This is a genomic window from Clostridium carboxidivorans P7 (assembly GCF_001038625.1).
Lineage (GTDB): Bacteria > Bacillota > Clostridia > Clostridiales > Clostridiaceae > Clostridium_AM > Clostridium_AM carboxidivorans.
Genome location: NZ_CP011803.1, coordinates 3,961,807 through 3,975,088, shown reverse-complemented (window position 1 = coordinate 3,975,088; position 13,282 = coordinate 3,961,807). Strand labels below are relative to the sequence as shown.

14 protein-coding genes are annotated in these 13,282 nt (G+C 29.5%); 10 read left to right on the top strand and 4 right to left on the bottom strand.

The window, feature by feature from the left end:
- Positions 1–52: 52 nt before the first annotated feature.
- From Ccar_RS17665 to megL, 3 genes are all read right to left on the bottom strand, one after another.
- Complete coding sequence (locus Ccar_RS17665) at positions 53–514, bottom strand: nitrite reductase (RefSeq protein WP_007060618.1); 462 nt, start codon at positions 512–514, stop codon at positions 53–55.
- A gap of 8 nt (positions 515–522) precedes the next feature.
- The gene (locus Ccar_RS26455; RefSeq protein ID WP_237737299.1) at positions 523–651 is read right to left on the bottom strand and encodes a hypothetical protein; all 129 of its coding nucleotides are present in this window, start codon (positions 649–651) and stop codon (positions 523–525) included.
- A gap of 95 nt (positions 652–746) precedes the next feature.
- Positions 747–1,940 (bottom strand): methionine gamma-lyase, encoded by a 1,194-nt coding sequence (megL, locus tag Ccar_RS17660; protein WP_416100837.1) that lies wholly within the window; start codon positions 1,938–1,940, stop codon positions 747–749.
- A gap of 149 nt (positions 1,941–2,089) precedes the next feature.
- On the opposite strand from megL, the gene Ccar_RS17655 reads away from it, so the two are divergent.
- The 8 genes from Ccar_RS17655 (at position 2,090) to Ccar_RS17620 (ending at position 10,073) form a co-directional block, all read left to right on the top strand.
- Positions 2,090–2,980 carry a LysR family transcriptional regulator gene (locus Ccar_RS17655; protein WP_007060620.1) on the top strand — a complete coding sequence of 297 codons (891 nt, stop codon included), beginning with the start codon at positions 2,090–2,092 and terminating at the stop codon, positions 2,978–2,980.
- Between the two features lie 132 nt (positions 2,981–3,112).
- The gene (locus Ccar_RS17650; RefSeq protein WP_007060621.1) at positions 3,113–3,346 is read left to right on the top strand and encodes a DUF2249 domain-containing protein; all 234 of its coding nucleotides are present in this window, start codon (positions 3,113–3,115) and stop codon (positions 3,344–3,346) included.
- A gap of 54 nt (positions 3,347–3,400) precedes the next feature.
- The gene (locus Ccar_RS17645) at positions 3,401–4,039 is read left to right on the top strand and encodes an MBL fold metallo-hydrolase (RefSeq protein ID WP_007060622.1); all 639 of its coding nucleotides are present in this window, start codon (positions 3,401–3,403) and stop codon (positions 4,037–4,039) included.
- A 312-nt stretch (positions 4,040–4,351) separates the two neighbouring features.
- A complete protein-coding gene (locus tag Ccar_RS17640) occupies positions 4,352–5,311 on the top strand; it encodes a methyl-accepting chemotaxis protein (protein ID WP_007060623.1) in 960 nt (319 codons plus the stop codon).
- A gap of 354 nt (positions 5,312–5,665) precedes the next feature.
- Positions 5,666–7,369 carry a hydroxylamine reductase gene (hcp, locus tag Ccar_RS17635; protein ID WP_007060625.1) on the top strand — a complete coding sequence of 568 codons (1,704 nt, stop codon included), beginning with the start codon at positions 5,666–5,668 and terminating at the stop codon, positions 7,367–7,369.
- A gap of 157 nt (positions 7,370–7,526) precedes the next feature.
- Positions 7,527–8,240, top strand: a complete 714-nt coding sequence (locus tag Ccar_RS17630) for a Crp/Fnr family transcriptional regulator (RefSeq protein ID WP_007060626.1) — start codon at positions 7,527–7,529, stop codon at positions 8,238–8,240.
- A gap of 341 nt (positions 8,241–8,581) precedes the next feature.
- Positions 8,582–9,295, top strand: coding sequence for an iron-sulfur cluster repair di-iron protein (gene ric, locus Ccar_RS17625; protein ID WP_007060627.1), 714 nt, complete (start codon positions 8,582–8,584; stop codon positions 9,293–9,295).
- A gap of 16 nt (positions 9,296–9,311) precedes the next feature.
- Complete coding sequence (locus tag Ccar_RS17620; protein ID WP_007060628.1) at positions 9,312–10,073, top strand: DUF438 domain-containing protein; 762 nt, start codon at positions 9,312–9,314, stop codon at positions 10,071–10,073.
- 221 nt (positions 10,074–10,294) lie between these two features.
- Here Ccar_RS17620 and Ccar_RS17615 read toward each other — a convergent pair whose 3' ends face one another.
- Complete coding sequence (locus Ccar_RS17615; RefSeq protein ID WP_007060629.1) at positions 10,295–10,771, bottom strand: helix-turn-helix transcriptional regulator; 477 nt, start codon at positions 10,769–10,771, stop codon at positions 10,295–10,297.
- A gap of 24 nt (positions 10,772–10,795) precedes the next feature.
- Between Ccar_RS17615 and Ccar_RS17610 the strand changes: the two genes are divergently transcribed.
- Together Ccar_RS17610 and Ccar_RS17605 are read left to right on the top strand one after the other, a co-directional pair.
- Positions 10,796–11,698 (top strand): sulfide/dihydroorotate dehydrogenase-like FAD/NAD-binding protein, encoded by a 903-nt coding sequence (locus Ccar_RS17610; RefSeq protein ID WP_007060630.1) that lies wholly within the window; start codon positions 10,796–10,798, stop codon positions 11,696–11,698.
- Positions 11,699–11,755: 57 nt separating this feature from the next.
- Positions 11,756–13,036 carry an FAD-dependent oxidoreductase gene (locus Ccar_RS17605; protein ID WP_007060631.1) on the top strand — a complete coding sequence of 427 codons (1,281 nt, stop codon included), beginning with the start codon at positions 11,756–11,758 and terminating at the stop codon, positions 13,034–13,036.
- Positions 13,037–13,282 lie beyond the last annotated feature (246 nt).

Here is a 13,282-nt window from a genome sequence, read left to right as displayed (position 1 = left end):
TTAATTGTTATCTCTAGAACTTTATTTAAGAATGAAAATTTTTCTTTCATATCTATATATTTTTCTTAATTTCATCAATTCCTATTCTGCTTACAAATTCATTAAAGACCTCATTTTCTAATTTATTATTTTTAAAGAAAAGCACTATCTTTTCAATGACTAAGTGTACACTATCTGATTTTACACGTAAGTTAAGATTTTCAGCAAACTTTCCAGTGTTATTTAGAGTACCGCCAAGCCATATAGTGAAAGCCTCATCACAACTAGTGTCAGTTTTTATGAGTGCGCCTTGCAAGCTAATATCAGCTATATGTTTTTGACCACAAGAGTTAGGGCAGCCAGTAAAATGGATACGAATTGGTGTATCTAACTTTATTTTAGAATCAAGATATTCAATAACTTGTTTTGCTTTTTTCTTTGTTTCAACAATAGCTAAGTTACAAAATTCTTTTCCAGTACAAGAAATGGTGTATCCAATAAAAGTCTTTGGAGTAGGAGATAAGTGCTTAAACACATATTTTTTTAATGAGGACTAGCAGAAAGTCCTCCTCCAACCCATACGTGAAAGCCAACTACTTCATTTCCATCAATATTTTTTATTGCTGGAGTGAAAGCAAGGTCATTAATTTGTGCATGAGCAGCATTATGTATGCTGGCAGATATTGATATTTTAAATTTTCTAGGTAAATTATTTTATTTAACTATTTAATCTTATAATATAAAAGATCTTAGTGCCGTGGCGTAAATCACTTAGCTATTAAATCCAGAGCTTGTCTCAAATCTTCAATTATATCTTTAGCATCTTCAAGACCTACAGCTAACCTTACAAGACCGTCACTTATTCCAGCAGATAATCTTTCTTCTTTAGAGCATACTGAATGACTCATAGATGCTGGATGTTGGATTAATGTTTCTGTATCACCTAAGCTTACGGCTAATCTGCAGATATTTAAATTATTCATTAAAGTCCGTCCGCTTTCTATTCCGCCAGCAAGCTCAAATGCAATTATTGCTCCAGATAAGCTCATTTGTTTTTGAGCAAGATCGTATTGATTGAAACTCTTAAGGCCAGGATAATATACTTTTTCCACAGCTGGATGTTTTTCTAAAAATTCAGAAACAGCCATTGCATTGGCGCAATGTTTTTCCATTCTTAGTGGGAGTGTTTTTAATCCTCTTATTATTAAATATGAGTCAAAAGGACTTAAAATAGCACCAGTTAGTTTTTGAACTCCAAGTCTTGCTTCCTTTATAAAATCTTCAGAACCAAGTATAAAGCCAGCAACTACATCTCCATGACCATTTAAAAACTTTGTTCCAGAGTGTAAAACAACATCGGCACCTAATTCAAGTGGCCTTTGTATATAAGGAGTGCAAAAAGTGTTATCAACCATAACAATACAATTTTTATTTTCATGAGCAATCTCTGAGATGGACTTGATGTCACTGATTTTTAAAGTCGGATTAGCTGGTGTTTCAATGTAAACAACTCTTGTGTTTTTTTTCATAGCCTTACGCACATTTTCAGGCTCTGCCATATCTACAAAATCAATTTCTACACCGTATTTTTTTAACCCAGTATTTAACAAAGCAGAAGTATCCCCATAAATTGTAGAACATGATATTACATGATCTCCGCATTTTAAAGTTGTCCATAATGCAGTAGATATAGCTCCAATTCCAGAAGCCGCTGAAATACAGCTTTCTGAACCTTCGAGAATTGCAAGTTTTTCTTCTAAGACTTTATTTGTTGGATTACCAAATCTAGAATATCTATATCCATCTTCAGCTCCTGAAAAAATTTTTCCGCCTTGCTCTGCAGAATCAAAAATAAAGGTAGATGTTTGGTAAATTGGTGTAGCAGCAGAACCTACATCATTTTTACTACTTCCGCCATGTATCGCTTTTGTTGAAAAACCTAAATTATTAACAATATTTATATCCAATTTAAAATCACTCCTTATGTTTTTGAAAAACTGATTGAATTTTTAATGATTTTATATTAGCATAACATTATATATTAGTAAAATTGAATTAATTGAATATACAGTTCAATTATATTGAACTGAATTTATATGGAGGAAACAAAATGGAGCTTAGACAGCTAATAACATTTTCTAAAATTACAGAAATGAAGAGTTTCTTAAAAGCCGCAGAAAATCTTGGATATGCCCAATCTACAATTACGACTCAAGTTCAACTTTTAGAAAAAGAACTTGGAATTAAATTATTTGAACGAATAGGTAGGAATATGGAACTAACCTCGAAAGGTTTAATTTTTCTTGAATATGCTGAAAAAATAATAAATCTTGCAAATGAAGCTAAAGAAGCAATAGATGATAGAGACACTCCAAAAGGAATACTAAAAATTGGTGTTGTTGAATCGCTTTGTACAGTTAAGCTTCCAGAATTACTTAAAGATTTTCATATTAAGTATCCAAAAGTAGAAGTAATAATAAAAATAGGAACTTGTACTGATTTACAAAACATGCTAAAAAATAATACTGTTGATTTAATTTTTACATTAGGTGAGTTAATAAAGGATCCAGATTTAATTTCATGTATGTGTTATGATGAAGAAATGGCAATTTTAGCATCTCCATTAAATAAATTAAAAGATAAATTTAAACTAACGCTAAGAGACATTGCAGATGAATCGTTAATTGTTACTGAAAAAGGATGTAGCTATAGAAGCGTTTTTGAATCAATGTTTCATAAAGAATGTTTGCAGCCTCATTTAGCTCTAGAGATAGGAAGTATAGAAACTATTAAAAGTTTTGTTATGAATAATCTAGGAATTACTTTATTGCCTATTATGACTGTAGAAAATGAATTATCTAAAGGAAATTTAGTAAAATTAGATTTAGTTGATTGTGATTTTAATATGATGACGCAAATTTTGTATCATAGAAATAAATGGGTTACACCTGCAATGGATGCATTTATAGAAGAATTAAAATCTTTAGATATAAAAAAATGAAAATTATATTGATATAGTGATATAAATCACACTAAAAATATAGAGCAATGGTTATAATATTATCAACTAATAAAATTTGATTAAGTAAGGGATTTATTCCTATTTGAAAGAATGTATAAGGAGGAATTAATTATGCCAAATTTCGCTGCAAGTTTAGATATTAGAATCTATGAAAAAGGACATAAGAAGGATATTATTTTTAAAGCTTTTGAGGAATTAATATTAGGTGAAACAATGGAACTTATAAATGATCATGATCCTCGTCCACTTTATCAGCAGTTTATATTGAATTTTCCAGAACATTTTGAGTGGGAATACTTAGAGCAAGGGCCTGAAATATGGAGAATTGCAATTACGAAAAAATAAGATGCTCATTGATTTCAGATTTAGATTATATTTAAAAAGAAAAGAGGTAGTTATATGGCGATTATAAATAATGATTTACACCAATTTAGTAGTTATATTCAGCAGATTAATCTTACATTTCATCAATATTTGTTATTAGGTGATGAACCATTATTAGTACATACAGGTAATGTAATGCAGGCAGAAGCTTTGCTGCCACAACTTAAAGCAGCACTTAATGGCAAAGATTTAAAATATATTTTTATTTCACATTTTGAAGCAGATGAATGTGGTGGGTTGTCAGTAATATTAGAACATTTTCCTGAGGCTGAGACAATTTGTTCTGAAGTTACAGCGCGTCAATTAAAAGGTTTTGGAATTAAGGCAAAAACTATTACCAAAAAAGCTGGAGAAAAGTTAACTACAGATAGTTATGAATTAGAATTCATTGATTATCCTTCGGAAATGCATCTTTGGGATGGATTATTAACAATTGAAAATAGACGTGGAATATTCTTTAGTAGTGATTTAATGTTTGCTATGGGAAAAGAAATAGATACAGTAAAAGAATCAAAATGGAGTATGGAAGTAAATAGTATTCTGCCAGAACAGGTTCCAGATTCTGATAAGCTGGAACAGTTACAACAAACTTTGCGACAGTTAAAACCTAATTTTATAGCTACGGGTCATGGACCTTGTCTTAAATTACAATAGATAAAAGGATGTCTTAAAAATCTGAGGCGTCCTTTTTATTTTACCTTGAAATTATACGCATATAACAAGTGAATGTATAATATTGGTCAACCCATTGGTATACAATAAGTGAAAATTTAGTGAAATATGATTTGAATCACATTCTTTTTGGATATTTTAATTTAAAATATGGTAACAAACCTGTTTTTAATTATAATAATTTTTTATTCATACAGGCATAAAGTCAATAAATGAGATATTAATACTATTTAGGAAATAATTCTAAGGAAATTTTAGGAATATTTGATAGTGAGAGGAATTGAGGAGGAAAAAATGAACATATTTAGAAATAAAAAAATTAAGGATTTAGAGAATAAGCAAGTTAGGGATAGTGAAGAAGCGATAAAGAAGACAAAACAATTACAGGATGGAACTAATAATTTTTTTCAGAAGATGAGCAAATTGTTAAACGAAACTGTAAAACAGCACCACATGGTAGATGATCAACATGATGTTTTAGGAAAGCTTGCAGATGAAGTAAAGGTACATATGAGTGAAATTTCTAGTTTAACAGAAAATACTAATGGCTTGACAGATAAATTATATTCAGAAGGGAATAATCTTATAGAAATTACAAAAGATACGGTTAAAAAATCATATGAAGGGAAAAATGCTATTGAAGAAATTGTAGAAATAGTAAAGTCTTTAGAGAATGAAAATAGAAATAATACTGAAAACATAAATGAATTGGCAAGACGATTTAGTAAAGTTAATGAAGTTGTGCAGTTAATAACGAATATAGCAAATCAAACAAATTTATTGGCTTTAAATGCCGCAATAGAAGCAGCAAGGGCAGGAGAGCAAGGAAAAGGTTTTGCTATAGTTGCAGGTGAAATAAGAAACCTAGCGGAAATGACTAAACAAAGTACTAAGGATATTTCTGAGTTAATAGGCAATATAGAAGATGAAACAAAGAGTGTTATAAATAATTCTGATAAATCTAAAGAAGTTATTGCTAAAGGGGTTAATGCTTCAGGAAATGCAGCAGAAAAAATAGAAGAAAGCTTATCTTCTATAGCAAAAGTTGAGCAGGAAGTAAGAGAAGTAATGGAAATTTTAATAAATCAAAAACAGCATATTGAAAGCATGAGTAAAGAAATAATAAGTGTTGATGAAATATTAAAAATAACATCAAAAACTATAATAAATCATATAGAAGAGGCAAGCATTGTAGACAAAAAATTGGAAGAAACAAAAACACAATTAGAATCTTATGGTAAGAGGGTAATATAAGATGTATTTCATAAATTATATTTTATATACTACAGCCATAGAATCTATAAAAGAAAAAGAAATATTAGCGAAATCAAATTTTGAAATAGAACGATTGAAATTTATGTGTTATTGCGAAACTAAGCTTTAACTTTGATGAAAGAGATATTTGATTCAGAATACTAGGAATCAAGTATCTTTTTTATTTTTTCATATATAGAAATAAAAAGAAATTTATTAACTTTAAAATAGTAACGTATGTTACAGAAATGATGAAAAGAATATAGTAAACTTTAAATTGTCGAAGTTAAGAAATAATAAAAAGGAATTATTAAACTTTATATAAAAATAAAAGATAAAATAGGAGGACATAATATGTCAATGTTTTGTTATCAATGTCAAGAAACAGCAGGTTGTACTGGATGTACTAAAGTGGGAGTTTGCGGTAAAGATGAATATGTAGCAAAAGCTCAAGATTTATTAATATATGTAACTAAAGGACTAGCTATAGTAAGTAACGAAGGAAGAAAAGTTGGAGTTGTAGATGGTACTGTAGATAAATATATAACAGAAAATTTATTTACAACAATTACAAATGCAAATTTTGATAGAGATTCTATTTTAGATAGAGTAAGAGAAACTTTAAAACTAAGAGAAACTTTAAAAGCTAAAGTTGTTAAGGCTGGTGGACAAGTTGGTGAAGTAAAGGTAAATGGTGGATTCTTCAAAAAGGTGTTAGGAATGCAAACTACAGAAATGATAATGCCAGATGCAACGACATGGACAGCTGATAATACAATAGAATTTGATGCGAAAGCTGAAAAAGTTGGAGTACTTTCAACAGAAAATGAAGATATAAGAAGTTTAAGAGAACTTATCACTTATGGATTAAAAGGATTATCTGCTTACATGAAGCATGCTATGAACTTAAGCTATAACAATGAAGAGGTTCATGGATTTATGGCTAAAGCATTAGCAGCTACATTAGATGACAGTTTGACAGTTGATGAATTAGTTGCTTTAACATTAGAAGCAGGTAAATTTGGTGTAGATGGTATGGCATTACTTGATAAGGCCAATACTGAAAAATATGGACATCCTGAAATAACAACTGTAGATATTGGGGTTAGAACTAATCCAGGAATATTAATTTCAGGACATGATTTGAAAGATTTAGAAATGTTACTTGAACAAACAGAGGAAACTGGAGTAGATGTATATACCCATGGGGAAATGCTTGCTGGACAATACTATCCAAAGTTCAAGAAATATAAGCACTTTGCAGGAAACTACGGAAATGCATGGTGGAAGCAAAAAGAAGAATTTGAAAAATTTAATGGTCCAATTGTTATGACTACTAACTGTATAGTTATACCAAAGGATTCTTACAAGAATAGATTATTTACAACAGGTGCTACAGGAATGCCAGGATGTGCTCATATAGAAGCCAAGGCTGATGGTACAAAAGATTTTTCAAAGGTTATAGAAATGGCTAAGAAATGCAAAGCACCTACAGAAATAGAAAAAGGACAAATAGTTGGTGGATTTGCTCATAATCAAGTTTTAGCATTAGCTGATAAAGTTGTAGATGCTGTTAAAACTGGTGCTATAAAGAGATTCTTTGTGATGGCAGGTTGTGACGGAAGAGCAAAATCAAGAGATTATTATGCAGAATTTGCAACAAAATTACCAAAAGATACTGTAATATTAACTGCAGGTTGTGCTAAATATAAATATAACAAATTGAATTTAGGTGACATTGGAGGAATTCCAAGAGTATTAGATGCAGGGCAATGTAATGATTCATATTCATTAGTTGTTATAGCACTTAAACTTCAAGAAGTATTTGGCTTAAAGAGTGTAAATGAATTACCTATATCATACAACATAGCTTGGTATGAACAAAAAGCTGTAATAGTATTATTATCATTATTACACTTAGGAGTTAAAAACATTCACTTAGGACCAACACTTCCAGCATTCCTTTCACCAAATGTTGCGAAAGTATTGGTTGATAACTTTGGAATTGGTGGAATCACAAATGTTGAAGATGATATGAAGATGTTTATGGAAGCTTAAAAAATAGTATTATTAAATAATGTACAACAAATATCCACCCTATTTATAATCTACAATATTATTTACAATATAGAATCCTAGCTGCGAAATTGTAGCTAGGATTTATTTTTAAACTTTAGTATCAACGTTTAGTAAATTAATAAAGGAGGATGATGCAATGAATAATAATTGCGGTAACTGTTGTAATAATTGCAGAGGGGAACTTTGTGCAAGTAAGGTTCCAATATTTGAAAATTTAAACAATGAAGAATTACTAAAAATTGTAAAGACTATTAATCATAAAGAATATGCTAAAGGCGATGTTGTTTTCACAGAGGGAAATGTGGCTAATACACTTTTTTTTATAAATGAAGGAAAGATAAAATTATATAAATATACTAAGGATGGTAAAGAACAGATATTGCATGTACTTTCAGAAGGAGACTTTTTTGGAGAATTGGAGCTTATAAAACCATCTAAGTATGGATTTAATTCCAAAGCAATAATCGACTCAAAAATATGCACACTAACTAAAGATGAAATGAAAGAGATAATGATGAAAAATCCGGAGATTGGAATAAAAGTATTAGAAACTGTAGGGGAAAGATTGTCGAAGGTAGAAAGTCTTGTTCAGAATCTTGCAACTAATGATGTAGATTCGAGAATGGCTTATTTGTTAACAGACTTAATGGAGAAATATGGAGAGAATATAGAAAAAAATATATCCATAGAATTACCATTATCACGTGAAGAAATGGCGAATTTTATTGGAGTTACACGAGAAACTATAAGTAGAAAGCTAAAGAAATTTGAAGATGAAAAATTAATAAAAATAGTAGGAACAAAAATTATTATAATTTTAGATGAAGAAGGTTTAAAAAATTATATATAAATCAAGAGTCCATTAGGCATATTAAAGAAAATAACAAGTCAAAGACGAGATATATTGTGCGTCAAACAAGGAGGTGAATTTAGTTAATGGTGAGCTATTGACTAGATTTGCTGACGAAGTAGACCCGCAATAGATTAGCACACTGATTTGTTATTTATTTTGATATGCCTTATTACATTGATAGTAATAGTGAATTTTATTTTTTATTTAGCTGGTTTGCATTTGATTTGAATCACATATTATTAAAATCAATAAAGCTATAATAAAGTCATAAGTTAAAGAAAAAGCAAATAATGAAATCAATAAAAGATTGTTTTAAATATACAATTTAGGAGGAATAAATGAATAAATTTAATAGTAATCAAAAAATAGGTGATATAGTAACGAAGTTTCCAAAGGCAGCAGATATATTTAAAGAATGTAAAATTGATTTTTGCTGCGGTGGAGATAGGCCATTAATTACAGCTATAAAAGAGCAAGGGGTCAATGAAACAGAACTATTAGAAAGAATAAATGATACCTATGAGAAATTAAAAAATGATCTTTACTCAAAAGATAGAAATTGGGTGGAAGCACCCCTTGATGAATTAGTTGATCAGATAGTAAATGTACATCATGCTTATCTTTATGAGAACCTTCCTAAAATAAGTGAACTAACAACTAAAATATTAAGGGTTCATGGAGAAAAACATCCAGAGCTTTCAAGAGTTCATAAGTTATTTCATACTGTTAAGATGGAATTAGAAGCTCATTTAATAGAAGAAGAGACAATTCAATATCCAGCAATTAATGCATATTTAAAAAGTAATAGTGAAGAAGATTTAGATAAAGCAATAAATATAATTAATCAATTGCAAGATGAACACGTCGGAGCTGGAAATATACTTAAAGAATTAAGAGAAATAACTAATGATTATGATGTTCCAGCTAATGGATGTACTACTTATAAATTAACTTATTCTAAATTACAAGAAATGGAATCGGATATATTTCAACATATACATTTGGAAAGCAATATACTGTTTCCAAGACTTTACGAATTAAAAAATAATTAATAAAGGAGAATTAAAAATGGATAATAAAAAGATAGAAAAATTAACTGAAGTTTTACAAAAATTAAATGAGGCAGGAGTTACAGAGAGTTTAAGAAAAGAAGCTTTAGATATTGTTTCAAATATAAATCCTATTGAGCTTTCAATAGCAGAACAAAATTTAATAGAAAAAGGAATGAATCCACAAGATTTAAGACACTTATGCGATATTCATATGGATGTTTTAAAAGGCGAACTTGATAAAATTAAAACAAAAATTGAGCCAGGTCATGTTGTGCATACACTTATTGCTGAACATGACAAAATTCTTGAGTTTTTAACAGAACTAGAAGAGATTAATTTCAAAATTCAAAAACTAAATAGCTATGATAATAGTTTAGAAGAATTTGAAGCATTAAAAACTGTTGCATCTAATATATTAGATGCAGAAAGCCATCACCAAAGAGAAGAACAGGTATTATTTGCTGAGATGGAGGATAGAGGTATTACTGGTCCAACAAGAATTATGAGAATGGAACATGATGATTTAAGAGCCAAGAAAAAGTTTTTAATTAAAACAGCTGAAGAGGTTTCTAAATTAAGATTTAATGAATTTAAAGAAAGAGTTAATGATACAGCAAAATATATTATATTTAATTTAAGAGATCACATATTTAAAGAAAATTATATTTTATATCCAACAGCAATAGAATCTATAAAGAAAGAAAAAATATGGGAGGAAATGAAAAAGAGGTGTGATGAAATAGGATATTGCAGTTTTACACCTATATATACAATTTAACTAGTATTCATCTGAAAAGTAGAGGGAAAAGTCAGTAAGAATTAAAAAGAAACTAATAGTAGATTGTTAAGTGGCAAATAGCCGAATAGGATACTGGTTCGCAGCGAATACTGCTGGGGTAGTCAAAAGAGCATTAACCAAGACTTCTCTCATAAATTACTTTTAAATAAAGGGGCTGTTGCAAAGTGTAACAGCCCCTTTCACATATGGGTATAGTAATATTAAATTCCTAGTGCTTTTAATTTTTCATAATTTTCTCTGCTTATTTTTTTATTTTTTTCCCAAGAGCTCCAAGTAACATAATTTACATGAATTTTTTTAGCAGCATCAGTAATTGTTAAGTTATATTTTTTTCTCCAATTTAAAATTTTACTGGAATAATTAGAATCTAAGAATTCATAATAATTATCATAAAAATATTTTGTATCTATTCTAAATATCTTAGCAAGTTTTAAAGAAAGTTCAGGAGGAGGACATAATCTTCTAGTTTCATAATCTTTTATTAAATATCTACCTTGTTTTTTACTTAAGCCTAGTTTACTTGCTAGTTGAAATTGACTCCATCCGTTTAGCAATCTATGATATTTAATTTTCTCTCCTATTGTAGATATATGAAGCTTTTTAACCAGTTCATTTCTGTAGTCTATGTTAAGCTTGTTTGTTATCGCATTTTCATCTGTAAAGCATGTCCATGTCATTTATCTGAAACAGGAGATTGCATATTGTGTTCACAACTTTCAGGAAAAAATTTTTGTGACTGCATAAATTGGAAGGGTGTATGCATATATCAAGAGTTTATTTTAAACAAAAGTAAAGCCAAAGAGGAAAGAAAAAATTACTTGTGCACAATAGTGAAGAAAGAGCAAGTAGAAGAAAGCCTATATATTTTTACAATAAATGCATCCCACAGCTTAGTACATGATCTTGTATACCCAGGAAGCTTTATATTTATAAGAAATCCACAGTGTACAAATTATTATGATGCACCAATTTCTATTATGGAAGCAGATACAGAGAAAAACACATTGAAAATTGCCATAGAAACAAAAGGTATTAAAACAAAAAGCATATGTAAACTCAATGAAAATGAAAAAGTGTTAGTTAGAGGGCCATTTTGGAACGGTATATTAGGATTAAAAAATGTATATAAAGCAAAAGACGGTGTGTCCATAGTTATAGGACGAGGAATAGGTATAGCACCTTTAATACCTGTTTTAAAAAAATTACATTCTAATGAAAATAGTATTATAGCAATAATAGATAAAATTCCTTTTAATAATATTTTTGAAAAAGAATATTTTAAAAAATATAATTCAGAAATATTAGAGTGTAAGATGTTGGATCAGGGTGAACTTACAAAAGAACTAAAAGCCATGATAAAACAAATTTTAAAAGTAGAAAATGTAAATTTAATTCATTGTGATGGGCCGGATATACTTATTTACAAACTAATGGAGTTTGTTGATAAAAATATTAATTTTTCGTGCTGTAATAATTCCAAAATGTGCTGTGGAGAAGGTGTATGCGGTACTTGCAGTACCAGATATAAAAATCATGTGGTAAAGAAGTTATGCAAGGTACAGATAGATCCTAAACATGTATTTAAAGAGAGAAGACTTATATAGAAGAGTTTTAAAGATAGGGAAATTTTAAATTCATAATTTAATATAGGAGGTTTTTTAATGAAGGTAGTTATAATTGGCGGTGGATGGGCCGGATGTGCAGCGGCTATAAGTGCAAAAAAGGCAGGTGCAGATAATGTTTCTCTTTATGAAAAAACTGATATGTTGTTAGGACTTGGTAATGTAGGAGGAATAATGAGAAACAATGGAAGATATACTGCAGCGGAAGAATTAATAGCCTTAGGAGCAGGAGACTTAATAAATATAACTGATAGCAATACAAGGCATAAAAATGTGGATTTTCCTGGCCATAAACATGCATGGCTTTATGATGTAAATAAAATTGAACCTGCAGTAAGAAGATGTCTAGAAGCTATGAATATAGAATTAAATATGATATGTAGAATAATTGATGTAAACAAAGATGGAAATAAAATAAGGGGAATATATTTATCAGATGGAAGTTATGTGGAGGGAGATGTATTTATTGAAACTACAGGATCTACAGGTCCTATGGGAAACTGTTTAAGATATGGAAATGGATGTTCAATGTGTGTACTTAGGTGTCCTGCTTTTGGACCAAGAGTTAGTATAAGTATGAGAGCCGGTGTAGATGATCTTCAAGGAGAAAGAGAAGATGATATATATGGAGCTTTTAGTGGTTCTTGCAAGTTGTGTAAGGAAAGTCTAGCTGACAATATAGTAGAAGAGTTAGATAAAAAAGGGGTAGTTGTTTTAAAGGTTCCTAAAGAGGATGTAAATATGGATAAATTGAAGGCAAAGGTATGTCAACAGTATGCATTAAAAGAGTTTGCCGAAAACGTAGTATTATTAGATACTGGGCATGCAAAACTTATGACATCTTACTATCCACTAGAAAAGTTAAGAAAAATTAAAGGATTAGAAAATTCAAAATATGTAGATCCTTATGCAGGTGGAAAGGGTAACTCCATTAGGTATTTGTCTGTAGCACCTAGGACAGATGATATGAAAGTAAAAGGAATAAGTAATTTATTCTGTGGTGGTGAAAAAAGTGGGCTTTTTGTAGGACATACAGAAGCTATATGTACTGGAACATTAGCAGGTCATAATGCAGTAAGATGTGTATTAGATATGCCTCCTCTTATTCTTCCAAAGACCACAGCCATAGGAGATATTATAGCTTTTGCAAATTATAAAATGATGACTAAAGAAGGTAGGAGAAATAGATATACTTTTGCAGGTGCTGAATACTTTAAGAGAATGCAAAAATCAGGATTATATTCTACAGATAGGAAAGAAGTAGAAGCTAGAATCCAGAAGTTAAAATTAAATAATATTATGAATGAAAAAATAGTTTGAAAGTAAATTTAAAAATCTAAATTTATCTTTATTAAAACCACTACAGTGAGATATTCATATTAAAAAGCAATTATCTCACTGTAAAATCTTTGATAAAATCATATCATATAAACTAACTCAGGCGTGTCCGTATACAAAATAGTAAGTATAATAGAGAATTAACGAATATTATCAAGTATATTTTAAATTGTGGAGAATTGTATTAACTCTTTGTGTTTTTATAAGTGGTAAGATATCACTTGTCAC